The 16208-nt window shown below is 68.6% G+C and carries 15 protein-coding genes; 7 read left to right on the forward strand and 8 right to left on the reverse strand.

Going from position 1 to position 16208, the window contains the following annotated elements; translation table 11 throughout:
- Positions 1 to 38: 38 nt before the first annotated feature.
- The 4 genes from KF941_RS16905 to KF941_RS16920 are packed head-to-tail and all read right to left on the reverse strand — an operon-like array spanning position 39 to position 4259.
- Positions 39 to 2357, reverse strand: a complete 2319-nt coding sequence (locus KF941_RS16905) for an aldehyde dehydrogenase family protein (protein WP_214274603.1) — start codon at positions 2355 to 2357, stop codon at positions 39 to 41.
- A gap of 2 nt (positions 2358 to 2359) precedes the next feature.
- Complete coding sequence (deoC, locus tag KF941_RS16910; RefSeq protein ID WP_116221142.1) at positions 2360 to 3304, reverse strand: deoxyribose-phosphate aldolase; 945 nt, start codon at positions 3302 to 3304, stop codon at positions 2360 to 2362.
- Positions 3305 to 3307: 3 nt separating this feature from the next.
- Positions 3308 to 3967: a DUF1523 family protein gene (locus KF941_RS16915; RefSeq protein WP_036755708.1), complete on the reverse strand. Its 660-nt coding sequence runs from the start codon at positions 3965 to 3967 to the stop codon at positions 3308 to 3310.
- A gap of 10 nt (positions 3968 to 3977) precedes the next feature.
- Complete coding sequence (locus tag KF941_RS16920) at positions 3978 to 4259, reverse strand: hypothetical protein (RefSeq protein WP_072460842.1); 282 nt, start codon at positions 4257 to 4259, stop codon at positions 3978 to 3980.
- Positions 4260 to 4363: 104 nt separating this feature from the next.
- Between KF941_RS16920 and KF941_RS16925 the strand changes: the two genes are divergently transcribed.
- From KF941_RS16925 to KF941_RS16945, 5 genes are all read left to right on the forward strand, one after another.
- Positions 4364 to 5632 carry an acetylornithine deacetylase/succinyl-diaminopimelate desuccinylase family protein gene (locus KF941_RS16925; RefSeq protein ID WP_072460843.1) on the forward strand — a complete coding sequence of 423 codons (1269 nt, stop codon included), beginning with the start codon at positions 4364 to 4366 and terminating at the stop codon, positions 5630 to 5632.
- Between the two features lie 80 nt (positions 5633 to 5712).
- On the forward strand, positions 5713 to 6006 hold the full coding sequence (locus KF941_RS16930) for a septum formation initiator family protein (protein WP_036755717.1): 294 nt from the start codon (positions 5713 to 5715) through the stop codon (positions 6004 to 6006).
- Positions 6007 to 6210: 204 nt separating this feature from the next.
- Complete coding sequence (gene pdhA / locus KF941_RS16935) at positions 6211 to 7242, forward strand: pyruvate dehydrogenase (acetyl-transferring) E1 component subunit alpha (RefSeq protein WP_214273990.1); 1032 nt, start codon at positions 6211 to 6213, stop codon at positions 7240 to 7242.
- Positions 7243 to 7254: 12 nt separating this feature from the next.
- Positions 7255 to 8625, forward strand: a complete 1371-nt coding sequence (locus tag KF941_RS16940) for a pyruvate dehydrogenase complex E1 component subunit beta (protein WP_214273991.1) — start codon at positions 7255 to 7257, stop codon at positions 8623 to 8625.
- Between the two features lie 14 nt (positions 8626 to 8639).
- Positions 8640 to 9944: a pyruvate dehydrogenase complex dihydrolipoamide acetyltransferase gene (locus tag KF941_RS16945; protein ID WP_214273992.1), complete on the forward strand. Its 1305-nt coding sequence runs from the start codon at positions 8640 to 8642 to the stop codon at positions 9942 to 9944.
- A 107-nt stretch (positions 9945 to 10051) separates the two neighbouring features.
- Here KF941_RS16945 and KF941_RS16950 read toward each other — a convergent pair whose 3' ends face one another.
- The 3 genes from KF941_RS16950 to KF941_RS16960 form a co-directional block, all read right to left on the reverse strand.
- Complete coding sequence (locus KF941_RS16950) at positions 10052 to 13120, reverse strand: efflux RND transporter permease subunit (RefSeq protein WP_114537230.1); 3069 nt, start codon at positions 13118 to 13120, stop codon at positions 10052 to 10054.
- A complete protein-coding gene (locus KF941_RS16955) occupies positions 13117 to 14283 on the reverse strand; it encodes an efflux RND transporter periplasmic adaptor subunit (RefSeq protein WP_036755733.1) in 1167 nt (388 codons plus the stop codon). The genes KF941_RS16950 and KF941_RS16955 overlap by 4 nt, the downstream gene beginning before the upstream one ends.
- Positions 14284 to 14352: 69 nt before the next feature.
- Positions 14353 to 15135, reverse strand: a complete 783-nt coding sequence (locus KF941_RS16960; protein WP_036755844.1) for a division plane positioning ATPase MipZ — start codon at positions 15133 to 15135, stop codon at positions 14353 to 14355.
- Between the two features lie 271 nt (positions 15136 to 15406).
- Here KF941_RS16960 and KF941_RS16965 point away from each other — a divergent pair, with 271 nt between their 5' ends.
- Both KF941_RS16965 and KF941_RS16970 read left to right on the forward strand, forming a co-directional pair.
- On the forward strand, positions 15407 to 15655 hold the full coding sequence (locus KF941_RS16965; protein WP_036755737.1) for a hypothetical protein: 249 nt from the start codon (positions 15407 to 15409) through the stop codon (positions 15653 to 15655).
- Positions 15652 to 15858 carry a hypothetical protein gene (locus KF941_RS16970; protein WP_036755739.1) on the forward strand — a complete coding sequence of 69 codons (207 nt, stop codon included), beginning with the start codon at positions 15652 to 15654 and terminating at the stop codon, positions 15856 to 15858. Before KF941_RS16965 ends, KF941_RS16970 begins: the two co-directional genes overlap by 4 nt.
- Before the next feature lie 123 nt (positions 15859 to 15981).
- On the opposite strand, the gene rpmE is transcribed toward KF941_RS16970, so the two are convergent.
- Entirely contained in the window at positions 15982 to 16203 is a 222-nt protein-coding gene (gene rpmE / locus KF941_RS16975) for a 50S ribosomal protein L31 (RefSeq protein WP_011750118.1), read from the reverse strand.
- Positions 16204 to 16208 lie beyond the last annotated feature (5 nt).

A 16208-nucleotide genomic window follows, 5' to 3' on the forward strand; every position in this document is an offset into this window, starting at 1 on the left:
GCTTCGCCGCCCTCTCAAAATCCTTTTTCAGCAGCCTGCTAATAGGCCGCGCTGCCGGTGCCGGCGGGAAGCGCGCCATAGGGCAGCCAGACGGTCTTGGTCCGGCTGGCGGCGCGCAGGAACTCGCGGCCCTGCGCCTGCGGATCGCTCCAGTCGCGCGGCGCCGGGGTCCAGACCGGGATCAGGGTCTCGGCCGCGGCGCGCTGCACCTCGGCCAGCCCCTCGCCCTGGCCGGCATGCCAGATCGCCGAGACGCCGTCATGGCCGGCCAGCGCCCGCGCCAGTTCGTCGCGCGGGCCGGTGACGATATTGACCACGCCGCCCGGCACGTCCGAACAGGCCAGCACCTGCGCCAGCGTCAGCGCCGCCATCGGTCGGTCCTGCGACGGGATCGCCACCACCGCATTGCCCATGGCGATGGCCGGCAGCACCAGCGCCATGAAGCCCGCCAGCGGCGCGGCCGTAGGCGCGACCAGTCCCATGACGCCATGCGGCTCGGGCTGGACGTGGCACAGGTGGCCGGGCTTGGCCGAGACCGTGGCGCCGTCGTATTTGTCGGCGAAACCGGCATAGAAGAAGCAGCGGCGGATCGCCGCATCGACTTCGGCCGGGCTGGCGTAGCCGGCGAACTCGGCGCGGCGCTGTGCCAGGTTCTCGGCCAGGAAATACAGCACCTGCGCGCGGCCGTGGCCACCCAGGCCCTGCCATTTCGCCAAGGCCCCTTGCGCCGACTCGACCGCATTGCGGATGTCCTTGCGGTTGCCCAGGGGCACCAGTTCGTCCTGCGCCGCATAGCTGGCGCCGCCGTCGGGGCGCTTCTGCGCGCCGCCGATGTAAAGCTTGACCGTGCGGTCGATCTCGGGCGCCTCGGCCGGGGCGATTTCCGACGGCGCCGGGTCGCGCTGCGCGGCGACCGGGGCGGCCAGATAGTCCAGCATCCCCTCGCGCCCGCCCTCGCGGCCATAGCCCGAATCGCGCAGGCCGCCAAAGGGCGCGGCGGCGTCGAAGAGGTTGGCGCAATTCACCCAGACCACGCCCGCCTTGATCCGCGCCGCCATGTCGGTGGCCACAGTCGCGCTTTCCGACCAGACCGAGGCCGCCAGCCCATAGCGGGTGTTGTTGGCCAGGTCCGCCGCCTCGTCCGGGGTGCGGAAGGTCGAGAACGTGGCGATGGGGCCGAAGATCTCCTCGACCATGCCGGGATTGGCGGGGGCGATGTTGCGCAGATAGCCCGGCGCGATGAAGCAGCCCGGCGCCGCGGCGCCGCCGACCAGTTCCGCCCCGGCGGCGGTCGCGCGGTCCAGGATGCGCAGGATGCGGTCCTTTTGCACCGGATCGACGATGGCGCCGACATCGGTGGACTTGTCGAGCGGCGCGCCCAGCCGCAGCTTGCCCATCCGCGCCCGCAACAGCGCCTCGAACCGCGCGGCGACCGATTCGGCGACCAGGATGCGCGAGCCGGCGCAGCAGACCTCGCCCTGGTTGAACCAGACCCCTTCGACCACGCCCTCGACCGCGGCGTCCAGGTCGGCGTCCTCCATGACCACGAAAGGCGACTTGCCGCCCAGTTCCAGCGTCAGCCGCTTGCCCGAGCCGGCGGTGGCGCGGGCGATGCCGCGCCCGACCTCGGTCGAGCCGGTGAAGGCGATCTTGTCTACCGGGGCCTGAACCAGCGCCGCGCCGGTTTCGCCATCGCCGGTGACGATGTTCACCACCCCGGCGGGCAGGCCGACATGGGCGCAGATCTCGGCGAATGCCAGCGCGGTCAGCGGCGTGTATTCGGCAGGCTTCAGCACCACGCAATTGCCGGCGGCCAGGGCCGGCGCCACCTTCCAGGCCAGCATCAGCAGCGGAAAGTTCCAGGGGATGATCTGGCCGCAGACGCCCAAGGCGGCATGGCCGGGAAACTCGGTCTCGGCCAGTTCGGCCCAGCCGGCATGGTGGTAGAAATGCCGCACCACCAGCGGCACGTCGATGTCGCGGCTTTCGCGGATCGGCTTGCCGTTGTCCAGGCTCTCCAGCACCGCAAGGAAACGCTCGCGCTTCTGGATGGTGCGGGCGATGGCATAGAGAAAGCGCGCCCGGTCGTGCCCCGGCATGGCGCCCCAGCTGCGCTGCGCCCGGCGGGCGGCGCGCACCGCCTTTTGCACATCGCGGGCGGTGCCCTGCGTGACCTGCGCCAGTTCCTCGCCACTCGAGGGATCGCGGCTGGCGAAGGTCTCGCCCGGCCTGGTGAAACGCCCGGCGATGAAATGGCCGAAGCTGCCGCGTTCGCGCAGCCAGCCGCGGACGGCCGAGGCGTCCTCGGGCGCGGGACCGTATTCCATGCTTTCCATGATCTCGCTTACCTTCGGCATCATCACCCCGCGGCCAGACGATGGGCGGCTGCATAGCGCCCGGTGACGTGATGGGAAACCTGCCGCTCGATGTCGGAGAGCAGCGAACTGGCACCGATGCGGAAAAGGCTCGGGTCCAGCCAGTCGCGGCCCAGCTCCTCGGCCATCAGCACCTGCCAGTTCAGCGCGTCCTTGGCCGTTTTCAGCCCGCCTGCCGGCTTGAAGCCGACGGCGAAGCCGGTCCGGTCGCGATAGTCGCGGATCGCCCGCAGCATGACCAGCGACACCGGCAGCGTGGCGTTCACCGGCTCCTTCCCGGTCGAGGTCTTGATGAAATCGGCGCCGGCCTGCATGGCGACATGGCTGGCCCTGGCGACATTGGTCAGGGTCTTCAGCTCGCCCGTCGCCAGGATCGCCTTCATCCGGGCCGCGCCGCAAGCCTCGCGCATCTCGCAGATCTCGTCGTAAAGCGCCGCCCATTCGCCGCGCAGCACCAGCGCGCGGGAAATCACGATGTCGATCTCGTCCGCGCCCTGGTCCAGCGCATAGCGGATCTCGGCCAGCCGCAGGTCGAGCGGCATCAGCCCGGCAGGAAAGCCGGTCGCGACCGAGGCGACGGGGATCGCGCTGCCCCGCAGCGCCCGTTTCGCCGCCGCCACCATGGTCGGATAGACGCAGACCGCGCCGGTGGTCAGGTGATCGACCCCCAGCGCCGCCAACTGGCCGGCATCGACCGGCTGGCGCGCCTTGGCGCAAAGCCGCGCCACGCGGTCGGGCGTATCGTCGCCCGCCAGCGTGGTCAGGTCGATGCAGCGCACCGCGTTCAGAAGCCAGGCCGCCTGCCATTCCTTTTTCAGGCTGCGGCGCGCGGTCAGGCTCGCGGCACGGCGCTCGGCCGCCGGGGTGTTGACCTGGATGTTCTCGAACCAGTCGAGGCGAAAATCGGTGCCGGGGTTCTTGCGCTCCATCGCTCAGCGCCCCCGCAGCCCGTCCCACCAGCGCCGCATCCGCCCGCGCGCCCGGTCGCGCGCCGCGTCGGCGCGGGCGTCGAGCCGGTCCCATGCCTCGTCCGCCGAACGCACGGCCGGGTCGATGGTGCGCTCGCGGAACTGGTTCCACATCCGCCAAAGCAGGAACAGCAGCGCCCCCAGGATCAGCAGGATGATCTGCGCCGCCCAGTTGAAGGGCTTCACCTCGGGCCCCGCCACCGGCTTGATCGAGATGGCGTTGGGATAGACCGAGAGCCAGGCGATGCGCCAGCCGTATGAGGTCACGCTGACCCATTCCGGGCTCGCCGCGGTCGAGCGCAGGTCGGTCGCCTGCGCATGCAGGTTCGAGCTGTCGTATTTGAAATAGGGCGGCCAGATCCAGCCGGTATCCTCGTTGCGATAGACATGGGGCTTGCCGTTCGGGCGCACCGTGTCGATGAAGCGCACGTCGCGCTGGCCTTGGGCGTTCTGCACCGTGCCGGTATCGGGCGAGGCATAGAAGAACGCATTGGCGCCGATGTCGGTCAGCCGGTTGTAGGTGTTGGTGATGCGGACCGTCTGCTTCGAGGGCAGCGTGTAGTCCAGAAACAGAAAGACCACGATCCCGAAGATCACCCCAAGGACGGTCAGGAACCAGCGCATCGGCGCCCCCTCAATAGTAGTTCACGATCACGATGATCACGATGATCGCGACCACCGGCAGGACCAGCACCAGCAGGGCAAGCCGCCCCCGCAGGGTCTTGCTGAAGCCCACCATCGAACGCCGCACGAACTCGGCGCGTTCCGGGGACGGGCCCGCGCGCTCGGGATGGCGGCGATCCCATTCCTTTTCAAGCTCCTCGCGGCGCAGGCTGCGGATATAGGTTCCGATGAGCAGGTAAAAGACCAGCTCGACAAGCAGGACCATGCCGATCAGGCGAAGAAAGGCGATCATCGGGCAGACCCTGGTTGCGAAAAGCCAGCCCCATGGAAGGCCGGCGCGCCGCGACTGTCAATGACCCCATTGCCGCGCCGCCGCGCCCGGCCTAGCCTTGCGCCATGGACGCCCTTGCCCTCGAGATCGAAAACCGCCGCGACGACCTGGTCCGCCTGACCCAGGATCTGATCCGCATCCCGACGCTGAACCCGCCGGGCCGCAACTATCGCGAGATCTGCGAATACCTGCAGGCGCGGCTGGCGCCGCAGGGCTGGGCCTGCGAACTGGTCCGCGCCCATGGCGCGCCCGGCGACAGCGAGGCCTTTCCGCGCTGGAACCTGGTCGCCCGCCACCGCGGCGGCCCGCCCGGCGAATGCGTGCATTTCAACAGCCATCACGACGTGGTCGAGGTCGGCCACGGCTGGAGCCGCGATCCCTTCGCCGCGGAACTGGACGGCGGCCGCATCTACGGCCGCGGCGCCTGCGACATGAAGGGGGGCTTGGCCTCCAGCATCATCGCCGCGGAGGCCTTCGTGGCGCTCTACCCCGACCATCCCGGCCAGATCGAGATCAGCGCCACCGCGGACGAGGAATCGGGCGGCTTCGGCGGCGTGGCCTACCTGGCAGAACAGGGCGCCTTCGCCCATGTCGGCCATGTCATCATCCCCGAGCCGCTGCACAAGGACCGCATCTGCCTGGGCCATCGCGGCGTCTGGTGGGCCGAGATCGAGACGCATGGCCGCATCGCCCACGGCTCGATGCCCTTCCTGGGCGACAGCGCCATTCGCCACATGGGCGCGGTGCTGGAGGAAATGGAGCGCACGCTGTTCCCGCTGCTGATGACCAAGCGCACCGAGATGCCGGTGATCCCCGAGGGCGCGCGGAACTCGACGCTGAACATCAACTCGATCCATGGCGGCGAGCCGGATCTCGGCCCGGATTTCACCGGCCTGCCCGCGCCCTGCGTCGCCGACCGCTGCCGCATCACCATCGACCGCCGCTTCCTGATCGAAGAGGAACTGTCCGAGGTCAAGCGCGAGGTCACGGCGCTGCTGGAAAAGGTCAAGGCGGCGCGTCCCGGTTTCACCTACGAGATCCGCGACCTCTTCGAGGTGGTCCCCAGCATGACCGACCGCGAGGCGCCGGTGGTGCGCTCGACCGCCGCCGCCATCCGGCGGGTGCTGGGCCGCGAGGCGGGCTATGTCGTCAGCCCCGGCACCTACGACCAGAAGCATATCGACCGCATCGGCAAGCTGCAGAATTGCATCGCCTACGGGCCGGGCGTGCTGGACCTGGCGCATCAGCCCGACGAATGGGTGGGCGTGCAGGACATGCAGGATTCCGCCCGCGTCATGGCGCTGGTGCTGGACGACATCCTGCGCGGCGCTTAGGGGATTCCCCCGACGGGCCGCCTGTGGCATGATCCGGCCAAAAGAACGAGCAGCCCAACGAGCAGCCCCATGGCCCAAGCATGACCCAGCGCCTGTCGATCAGCGCCATCATCTTCTTCGTCGTGATGATCCTCCTGGGCGTCTATTTCGCCTATGCGGCGGTGCAGGGCCCCTCGGGCATCCTGCGCCGGGTGCAGCTGCAGGCCGAGACGCAGGAACTGGTCCAGCAGCGCGACAAGCTGCAGGCCGAGGTGGACCGGATGCGCAACCTGGCGCGGCGGCTGTCGGACGAATACCTCGACATCGACCTGCTGGACGAACGCGCCCGCGACGTGCTGGGCCTGGTGCGCGCCGACGAGATCATCATCCGCTGACGGCCCCCCAGGGCCCCGACCTCCGGTTTCTCCGTTGTCCAAATACCCCTGCGGCCGCGCCACCGGCGCGACCGGCGACGGCTGGGGCAAGCGGCTTTCCGCATCTGCCCTCTGGACGGATGCACAACGCCGGTTTACTTCCCCCGAAAGCTTCGCCTAGAATTAGTTTAACGCTGAACTATCCCCGCCCCGAGGAGGAGGCCCATGGTCAGAAAGCCCGCAGCCAAGCAAAGCACGCCCAACGTGTCCAAGGATGAGCTGCTCAAATACTACCGCGACATGCTGCTGATCCGGCGATTCGAGGAAAAGGCCGGCCAGCTTTACGGCATGGGCCTGATCGGCGGCTTCTGCCACCTCTACATCGGCCAGGAAGCCGTCGTCGTCGGCCTCGAGGCCGCGGCGAAGGAAGGCGACAAGCGCATCACCTCCTACCGCGACCACGGCCACATGCTGGCCTGCGGCATGGAAGCCCGCGGCGTGATGGCCGAGCTGACCGGCCGCATCGGCGGCTATTCCAAGGGCAAGGGCGGCTCGATGCACATGTTCAGCCGCGATAAGCATTTCTACGGCGGCCATGGCATCGTCGCGGCGCAGGTGCCGCTGGGCGCGGGCCTGGCCTTCGCCGACAAGTATCTGGGCAACGACAACGTCACCTTCGTCTATTTCGGCGACGGCGCCTCGAACCAGGGCCAGGTCTACGAGACCTACAACATGGCCGAGCTGTGGAGCCTGCCCGTCGTCTTCGTCATCGAGAACAACCAATATGCCATGGGCACCTCGATGAAGCGCTCGACCAAGTCGACCACGCTCTACGGCCGCGGCGAAGCCTTCGGCATCAAGGGCGAACAGGTGGACGGCATGGACGTGCTGGCGGTCCGGGCCGCGGGCGAAAAGGCGGTGGCGCATTGCCGCGCCGGCAAGGGGCCCTACATCCTGGAAGTCATGACCTATCGCTATCGCGGCCATTCGATGTCCGACCCGGCGAAATACCGCACCCGCGAGGAAGTGCAGAAGATGCGCGACGAACGCGACGCCATCGAACATGTGCGCGAACTGCTGCTGCAAGGCCAGCATGCCTCCGAGGACGACCTCAAGGCCATCGACAAGGAGATCAAGGACATCGTGAACGATTCCGCCGAGTTCGCCAAGGAAAGCCCCGAGCCGCCGCTGGAGGAGCTCTGGACCGACATCTACGCCCAGGACGTGCCGCAGGGCGGCGCGGAACAGAACGCCTGAGGGGAGGGAACCATGGCAACCGAAATCCTGATGCCCGCCCTGTCGCCGACCATGGAGGAAGGCACGCTGGCCAAATGGCTGGTCAAGGAAGGCGATAGCGTGAAATCCGGCGACATCATCGCCGAGATCGAGACCGACAAGGCCACGATGGAATTCGAGGCGGTCGACGAAGGCATCCTCGGCAAGCTGCTGATCGCCGAGGGCACCCAGGGGGTCAAGGTGAACACCCCCATCGCCGTCCTGGTCGAGGAAGGCGAATCCGTCGATGCCGCCCCCGCGCCCAAGGCCGAGCCCGCGCCCGCCGAGGCCAGGGCCGAGGCTCCGGCCGCCCCCGCGCAGGCCGCGGCCCCCGCGCCGGCCCCGGTCGCGGACCAGTCGCCCGACTGGCCGGAAGGCACGCCGATGAAGACCATGACCGTGCGCGAAGCCCTGCGCGAGGCCATGGAAGAGGAAATGTCCGGCGACGAGACCGTCTTCCTGATGGGCGAGGAAGTCGGCGAATACCAGGGCGCCTACAAGATCAGCCAGGGCCTGCTGGACAAGTTCGGGCCCCGCCGCGTGGTCGATACGCCGATCTCGGAAATCGGCTTCGCCGGCATCGGCACCGGCGCGGCGCTGGCCGGGCTGCGTCCCATCGTCGAGTTCATGACCTTCAACTTCGCCATGCAGGCGATCGACCATATCATCAACTCGGCCGCCAAGACGCTTTACATGTCCGGCGGCCAGATGGGCTGCCCGATCGTCTTCCGCGGCCCGAACGGCGCCGCCGCCCGCGTGGCGGCCCAGCACAGCCAGGACTACGCCGCCTGGTATGCGCAGATCCCCGGCCTCAAAGTGGTGATGCCCTATTCGGCCGCCGACGCCAAGGGCCTGCTCAAGACCGCGATCCGCGACCCGAACCCGGTGATCTTCCTGGAAAACGAGATCCTCTATGGCCGCAGCTTCGAGGTGCCGGACCTGCAGGATTTCACCATCCCCTTCGGCAAGGCCAAGATCGTGCGCCCCGGCCGCGACGTGACGCTGGTCAGCTTCGGCATCGGCATGGTCCATGCGCTGGAGGCGGCCGAGAAGCTGGCCGCCGACGGCATCGAGGCCGAGGTGATCGACCTGCGCACCCTGCGCCCGCTCGACTACGGCACGGTAATCGAATCGGTCAAGCGCACCAACCGCTGCGTGACGGTGGAAGAGGGCTTCCCGGTCGCCTCGATCGGCAACCACCTCTCGGCCCATATCATGGAAAACGCCTTCGACTGGCTCGACGCGCCGGTGATCAACTGCACCGGCAAGGACGTGCCCATGCCCTATGCCGCGAACCTTGAGAAACACGCGCTGATCACCGCCGCCGAGGTCGTCGAGGCAGTGAAAAAAGTCACCTATCGCTAAGGGGAGGGCAGAAGATGCCGACTGAAATCCTGATGCCCGCCCTGTCGCCGACCATGGAGGAAGGCACGCTGGCCAAATGGCTGGTGAAAGAGGGCGACGAGGTCAAATCCGGCGACATCATCGCCGAGATCGAAACCGACAAGGCCACGATGGAGTTCGAGGCCGTCGACGAGGGCCGGATGGGCAAGATCCTGGTGGCCGAGGGCACGGCGGGGGTCAAGGTAAACACCCCCATCGCCGTGCTGCTGGAAGAGGGCGAATCCGCCGATGACATCGCCGCCGCCCCGGCGCCCAAGGCGGAAGCCCAGCCCGAGGCGGCGAAAGCCGAAGCCGCCCCGGCAGCGACGGCCACCGCCGCCCCTGCCCCGGCCGCGCCGAAATCGGCCGATGGCGGGCGCATCTTCGCCTCGCCGCTCGCCCGGCGCATCGCGGCGGAAAAGGGCATCGACCTTGCCGGCGTGACGGGTTCCGGTCCGCATGGCCGCATCGTCAAGGCGGATGTCGAGGGCGCGAAGCCCGGCGCGGCCAAGCCGGCCGCCGCCGAGGCGCCGAAAGCCGCCCCGGCACCCGCCGCGGCCGCAGCCCCGGCCGGCCCCTCGGCCGAAACCATCCTCAAGATCTACGCCGACCGCGAGACCGAGGAAGTGGCGCTCGACGGCATGCGCCGCACCATCGCCGCGCGGCTTTCCGAGGCCAAGCAGACCATCCCGCATTTCTACCTGCGCCGGTCCGCCAAGCTCGACGAGCTGATGAAGTTCCGCGCCATGCTGAACAAGCAGCTGGACTCGCGGGGCGTGAAACTGTCGGTCAACGACTTCATCATCAAGGCCTGCGCCCTGGCGCTGCAAGAGGTGCCGGATGCCAATGCCGTCTGGGCCGGCGACCGCATCCTCAAGCTGAAACCGTCCGACGTGGCCGTCGCCGTCGCGGTCGAGGGCGGGCTCTTCACCCCGGTCCTCAAGGACGCGCAGCAAAAGACGCTCTCGGCGCTCTCGGCCGAGATGAAGGACCTGGCCAACCGCGCCAAGACCAAGAAGCTCGCGCCCCACGAATACCAGGGCGGCAGCTTCGCCATCTCGAACCTCGGCATGTTCGGGATCGAGAATTTCGACGCGGTGATCAACCCGCCGCATGGCGCGATCCTCGCCGTCGGCGCCGGCATCCAGACCCCGGTGGTCGAGAATGGCGAGGTGGTGATCCGCAACGTCATGTCGATGACGCTTTCGGTCGACCACCGGGTGATCGACGGCGCGCTCGGCGCCCAGCTGCTGGAAGCCATCGTCGGGCACCTGGAAAACCCGATGGGCATGCTGGCCTGAACCCGGCTGCCAGGAACGAAGGAAAGGGGGCCCTCGCCGGCCCCCTTTATTCTTTCGTGTCCAAATATCCCGCGGGGGTCCGGGGGCGCGAAGCCCCCGGCGCGACCTCACTCCCCGGCCGCCTCGGGTGCCGCGTTCAGCCCAATCCGCCGCCGCAGCCAGCCGCCGATGCGCACCTGCCCGCCATGCACGACGGAAAACAGCGAGGGCACGAACAGCAGCGACAGCAGCGTCGACAGCAGCAAGCCCCCGATCACCGCGATGGCCATGGGCGCGCTGAACTCGGCCCCCTCGCCGGTGCCGATGGCCGAGGGCACCATGCCCGCCGTCATGGCGATGGTGGTCATCACGATCGGCCGGGCGCGCTTGTGGACCGCGTCCAGGATCGCCTCGCGCTTCTCGACCCCGCGGTCTATGGCGCTGACCGCGAATTCCACCAGCATGATGGCGTTCTTGGTCACGATCCCCATCAGCATCAGGAAGCCGATCACCACCGCCATGCTGATGGAATTGCCGGTCAGGAACAGCGCCAGGATCGCGCCGCCGATGGCCAGGGGCAGCGACATCAGGATCGAGACCGGGGTGACGAAATTATGAAACAGCAGCACCAGCACGACATAGGTCAGCACCACGCCCGAGACCATCGCCACGGTGAAGGCCTGGAACACCTCGCCCATGATCTCGGCATCGCCCGAGGGCTGGATCTCGGTCCCGGCCGGCAGCTCGACCTGCTGCTGCAAGGCCGTGACCTGCGCGTTCACCGGCCCCAGCAGCGCGCCGCCCGCCAGGTTCGCCGATACCGTGGTGCGATAGCGCCGGTCGTAGCGGCCGATCTCGGTCGCCCCGGCCGAGATCGAGACATCCGCCACCACCTCCAGCGGCACCTGCCCGGCCGAGCTGGGCACCCGCAGGTTGCGCACCGTCATCAGGTCGCGCCGCGCCTCCTGGTCCAGCCGCACCATGATCGGGATCTGCTTGTCGCCGGTGTTGAACTTGGCAAGGTTCGATTCCGTGTCGCCCAGCGTCGCCACCCGCAGCGTCGTCGCCAGCGCGCTGGCGGTCACGCCCAGCTGGGCCGCGACCTCGGGGCGGGGATGGACCTGGATCTCGGGCCGCTGCAGGCTGGCCGAGGATGTCACCCCCTCCAGCACCGGCAGGGTCTTCATCGCCGCCATCAGCCGCTCGGCCGCCTGGGCCGCGCCCGCCTCGCTGTCGCCCAGGACCGAGATCGACAGGTCGGCATTGCCCTCTTCGTTCTGGAAATTGATCCGCAGGTCGGGGATCTGCGACAGGTCGCGCTTCAATTCGTCCTCGATCACGAAGCTCGACCGCTCGCGCTCTTCCTTGGGGCCGTAATTGACCATCAGCTTGGCCTTGGCCACGTCGTCCTCGCCGCCGTTGACGAAGACCGAGCGCACTTCGGGCACCGCCTCGATGCGCTGCGAGATCATCCGCGCCGCGGCTTCGGTTTCCGATACCGTGGCGCCGGGCGGCAGCTCGATGCTGATCTGGCTGCGGCCGACATCCGAGGCCGGGATGAACTCGGTCGGCAGCAGCGTGGCGGAATAGATCGAGCCGGCGAAGACCCCCAGCCCCATCAGCAGCGTCAGCCCGCGATGGCGCAGCGTCCAGGCCAGCACCGCCATCAGCCCGCGCAGCACCGGCCCGTCGCGTTCCTCGGCCAGGCGGGTGTTGTCGCGCAGGAAATAGGCCGCCAGCATCGGCGTGATCAGCCGCGCCACCAGAAGCGAGAACAGCACCGAGACCGCGACGGTCAGCCCGAACTGCTTGAAATACTGCCCCGGAATCCCGCCCATGAAGCTGACCGGGGCAAAGACCGCGACGATCGAGAAGCTGATGGCGATGACGGTCAGGCCGATCTCGTTCGCGGCCTCCATGCTGGCCTCATAGGCGGGAACGCCCATGTTGATGTGCCGCACGATATTCTCGATCTCGACGATGGCGTCGTCGACCAGGATGCCGGTGACCAGGGTGATCGCCAAAAGGCTGATGCCGTTCAGCGTGAAGCCCAGCCAATGCATGACGAAGAAGGTCGGGATGATCGACAAGGGCAGCGCCACCGCGGCGATCAGCGTCGCGCGCCAGTTGCGCAGGAACAGGAACACCACCACCACCGCCAGCGCCGCGCCCTCGTAGAGCGTCTCCATGGTCGAGTGATAGCTGCCCGAGGTATAGGTGGTCGCATCGTCGATCAGGGTGATCCGGGTGCCGGGGTTGCGCGCCTCGATCTCGGCGATGCGGGCCTTGGTGCCGTCGCCCGCCTCCAGGTCGGATTCGCCCGAGGCGCGAAAGACGCCGAAGGCCACGACGGGCTGGCCGTCGAGCAGGGCGAACTTGCGTTCCTCGCTGGCGCCGTCGGTGACGCTGCCCAGCTGGTCGAGCCGCACCGTGCGCCCGCCCCCCTCGCCCGAGCCGATCAGGATCGGCGTCGCCGCCAGCCGGGCCACGTCGCCCGCCGATCCCAGCGCGCGGATGGAATATTCCGTGCCGGCCAGGTCGCCGCGCCCGCCGCCCATGTCGATGTTCTTGGCGCGCAGCTGCTCCGAGATCTCGGCCGCCGTCAGCCCGAAGGCCATGATGCGGTCCGGGTCCAGGTCCACGTTGATCTGCCGGTCGGCGCCGCCGATGCGGGTGATGCTTGCCACGCCCGGCACCGTGGACAGGTCGCGCGACACCACGTCGTCGACGAAATCCGACAGTTCCTCGATGCTCATGCCGGGATTGCTGACGGCATAGGTCAGGATCGCCATGCCGCTGACATCGACGCGATGGACCAGCGGCTCGACGATGGATTCGGGCAGGTCGGCGCGGACATTGGCCACCGCGTCCTTGACGTCGTTCACGGCGCGGTCGGTGTCGGTCTCCAGCTCGAACTCGACATAGATCCGCGCCGAACTGTCGGTCGCGGCCGAGGTGATATGCCGCACCCCGGTGATCGAGGCGATGGAATCCTCGATCGGCTGGATCACCTGCCGGGTCAACTCGCTGGGCGCCGCGCCCGGCTGGTTGACCACCACGCTGACCAGCGGCAGGTCGATGTTCGGCATGGCCGTCACCGCCAGCCGGCTGAAGCTGTAGAACCCCATCATCACCAGCACGAGGAAGATCGCGATAGGCGGCACCGGATGGCGTATGGACCAGGCCGAGAAGTTCATGGCGCCGCCCGCACCTGGTCGCCGCTGCGGAAGAAGGCGCCGGCGCGGGCCACCACCGTCTCGCCCGATGCGACGCCCTCCAGGATCTCGCGCCGGCCCTGCCAGATCAGCCCGCTGCGGACCTCGCGCGTCTCGATCCGGCCGTCCTTGACCACCTGCACCCGCTCGCCCGTGGCATCGGCCAGCACGGCCGATGCGGGCACCGTCACCGCCTGCCGCCGGTCGGTGATGATCCAGCCGCTGGCGAACAGCCCGGTGCGCAGCCGCGGATCGGGGTCCAGCGCGATGCGCGCCGGCCCCAGCCGCGTCACCGGATCGACCGCCGCCGGCGCCAGCCGCAGCTTGCCCTCGACGTGGCCAAGGCCCGCGACCTCGATCTCGGCGGCATCGCCGGGCTTGAGCTGGCTCAGCGCGGTCTCGATCACATCCGCCTCAAGCTCGACCTCGCCGCCGGCGATCAGGGTGAACAGCGGCTCGCCGCCGCCGCCGGGAATGGCGCCCAGCCGGGCGGTCCGCGCCACCACCAGCCCACCGACCGGGGCGGTGATGCGGGCATGGTCCAGGTTCAGCCGCGCGATGCGCCGCGCCGCATCCGCCTGCGCCACGGCCGCCCGCGCCACGCCCAGCCCGTCCGAGGCCGAGGCCGCCGCCGCGCGCGCCGAAGCCTCGGTGGCGACGGCCTGGTCCAGCACCGCCTGGCTGGCATTGCCGCTTTGCCGCAGGCTGCGGGTGCGCTCCAGCGCCGAGACCGCCTGGGTCAGGCTGGCCTGGGTGCTGGCGATCTGGCTTTCGGCCTGGCTGACACCGGCCTCGGCGCGCTGATATTCGGCCTCGGCCTGCGCCAGCTGCGCCGACAGCACATCCTCGGACAGCCGCGCCAGCACCTGCCCCGCCTCGACGCGGTCGCCGACCTCGGCCTCGATGCTGGTGATCTCGTGCCCCGAGACGAGGGCATGGACCTGCACCTCCTGCCGGGCGACCAGCGAGCCCGAGACCGGCACCCGCGCCTCGATCCAGTCCTGCTGGGCCGTGGCCAGCGTGACCACGGGCAATTCGGACTGCTCGACCGCGCCCGCCGTCTCGGCCATGACCGGCGCGGCCGGTCCCAGGGACAGGGCAAGCGCCAGCATCGCGATCCCGGTGATCCGGCAGGTTGCCGTCATCGTCCCCTCCAAACCAATCTGCGGCGCAACATAATGGCGCCGGCCATCGGCAACAATGCCGGCCGGGTTTCAGAACGAAACGCTGACGCCGGGTAGGTTCAACTCGCCGATCAGGTCGCGCAGTTCCTGCCGGGCGGCGATGTTGGACATGCTGAGCTGTTCCGTGCCGATGTCCTTGAGATCCAGCAGCGTCAATCCGCGCGGAAACAGCTCGCGAAAGATCACCCGCTCGGAAAAGCCCGGCGCCACGCGAAAGCCGATGCGCCTGGACAGGGTGGCGAGCGCGCCGCCGACCTTGCGCTTGTTGTGCATGGCCTGCGTGCCCAGCCGGTTGCGCAGCACCAGCCAGTCGATCGGCCCGGCCCCCGCCTCGCCGCGCAGCTGGCGGGCGGACCAGACCATCTCGGCATAGATCGAGGGGCCGAGGATCCTGCCCTCGGGCGACATCCGCGCCAGAAGGTCGAAATCGACGAAACTGTCGTTCATCGGCGTGATCAGCGTATCGGCCAGCGTATGCGCCATCTGGCTGAGCCGCGTGTGCGAACCGGGGCAGTCCAGCAGGATGAAGTCGCATTCCGCCTCGAGCGCGGCCACCGCCTGCGACAAAGGGTCCGGGCCGCCCTGGGTCTCGGGCTCAAGGCGCCCGAGCAGGGGGGTGGGCAGGTCCAGCCCCTCGCGTTGGGCGAAGGCGGCGCGATTCTCCAGGTAGCGGCCGAAGCTGCGCTGGCGCACGTCCAGGTCCAGCGCGCCGACCCGGTGGCCCATGCGGGCCAGCGCGGTCGCCACATGCATCGAGGTCGTGGACTTGCCCGAACCGCCCTTTTCGTTCCCGACCACGATGATATGCGCCACGAATCCCCCTGCGATGCCGGCCCGCGTCGCGCCGGACAATAGGCCGCGCCCGGCACGATGAAAAGCGCCGAGACCGGCCGAATCGCGGCTCGGCGCGCGCTTTTCGCGGCGGGACAGCCCTGCCCCACCGGCCGTTCAACCATCTGTTCCAGCTTCATTCTTTCATCACGACAAAGCCGGTCGATATTTATCTTGCAAAACACGATCAGCTATGTCGTTATATAGCCATGCCGGGATCTCCGGCCGGGTCAGTCAAGGGAAGGAGCCAAAGATGACCATGCTGAACCATCTGTCGGCTTTTGCCGATCGCGCGCTGCAGGCCGCCATGCCTGTCTCGCCTCGCTATGCCGTCAGCCTGATCGACCGGCGCACGGGCAAGCCGCATCGCATTTCCGACATTCCGCTGCGGCTGATCACCTGCGACCCCTTCGAGACCGCGCGCGACCTGATGCGCGACCGTGATCCGGCGCGCTGGGACACCGCCATCCATCGCCTCGACCGGAAAGGAGCGATCCAATGATCCACGCCGTTTTCTCCAAGCCGAACCGCGGCTATGCCACCATCGCGCTGTCGCCCTATCAAAGCGCGCAAGGCCCGGTGCTGCGCGAATATCGCGACGGCCGCGTGGTGATCGACACCGGCCGGGGCGAATTGACCGGCTTGGCGCTGAACCGCACGCCCAGCATGCCCGCCTGGATGCCGATCTTCGGCCTGGCCTATTGAGCCGCCGATCCGGCGCGGCCTGCCTGGCCCGGCCGCGTCCCCTCCCCTGGGCCGCCCACCGCCCACGAACGAAAAACGCCGCCCCTTTCGGGGCGGCGTTTGCAAGTCCGGTCGGCAGCGGGATCAGAAGCCCAGGCCGGCGTATTTGTTCTTGAACTTCGACACGCGGCCGCCGGTGTCCATCAGCTTGGCCGAGCCGCCGGTCCAGGCCGGGTGCGAGTTCGGGTCGATGTCCAGCGACATGGTGTCGCCTTCCTTGCCCCAGGTCGAGCGCACCTGATAGGTGGTGCCGTCGGTCATCTTGACCTCGATCAGGTGGTAGTCGGGATGGATGTCTGCTTTCATGGCGC

Source organism: Paracoccus sp. pheM1, from assembly GCF_018499825.1.
GTDB lineage: Bacteria > Pseudomonadota > Alphaproteobacteria > Rhodobacterales > Rhodobacteraceae > Paracoccus > Paracoccus versutus.

Bases quoted from the DNA above. Each gene is read 5' to 3' on its own strand.
- KF941_RS16920 (WP_072460842.1), bottom strand. From the start codon at position 4,259: ATGATCGCCTTTCTTCGCCTGATCGGCATGGTCCTGCTTGTCGAGCTG.
- KF941_RS16945 (WP_214273992.1), top strand. From the start codon at position 8,640: ATGCCGACTGAAATCCTGATGCCCGCCCTGTCGCCGACCATGGAGGAA.
- KF941_RS16915 (WP_036755708.1), bottom strand. From the start codon at position 3,967: ATGCGCTGGTTCCTGACCGTCCTTGGGGTGATCTTCGGGATCGTGGTC.
- pdhA (WP_214273990.1), top strand. From the start codon at position 6,211: ATGGTCAGAAAGCCCGCAGCCAAGCAAAGCACGCCCAACGTGTCCAAG.
- KF941_RS16965 (WP_036755737.1), top strand. From the start codon at position 15,407: ATGACCATGCTGAACCATCTGTCGGCTTTTGCCGATCGCGCGCTGCAG.
- rpmE (WP_011750118.1), bottom strand. From the start codon at position 16,203: ATGAAAGCAGACATCCATCCCGACTACCACCTGATCGAGGTCAAGATG.
- KF941_RS16955 (WP_036755733.1), bottom strand. From the start codon at position 14,283: ATGACGGCAACCTGCCGGATCACCGGGATCGCGATGCTGGCGCTTGCC.
- KF941_RS16970 (WP_036755739.1), top strand. From the start codon at position 15,652: ATGATCCACGCCGTTTTCTCCAAGCCGAACCGCGGCTATGCCACCATC.
- KF941_RS16940 (WP_214273991.1), top strand. From the start codon at position 7,255: ATGGCAACCGAAATCCTGATGCCCGCCCTGTCGCCGACCATGGAGGAA.
- KF941_RS16905 (WP_214274603.1), bottom strand. From the start codon at position 2,357: ATGCCGAAGGTAAGCGAGATCATGGAAAGCATGGAATACGGTCCCGCG.
- deoC (WP_116221142.1), bottom strand. From the start codon at position 3,304: ATGGAGCGCAAGAACCCCGGCACCGATTTTCGCCTCGACTGGTTCGAG.
- KF941_RS16950 (WP_114537230.1), bottom strand. From the start codon at position 13,120: ATGAACTTCTCGGCCTGGTCCATACGCCATCCGGTGCCGCCTATCGCG.
- KF941_RS16925 (WP_072460843.1), top strand. From the start codon at position 4,364: ATGGACGCCCTTGCCCTCGAGATCGAAAACCGCCGCGACGACCTGGTC.
- KF941_RS16930 (WP_036755717.1), top strand. From the start codon at position 5,713: ATGACCCAGCGCCTGTCGATCAGCGCCATCATCTTCTTCGTCGTGATG.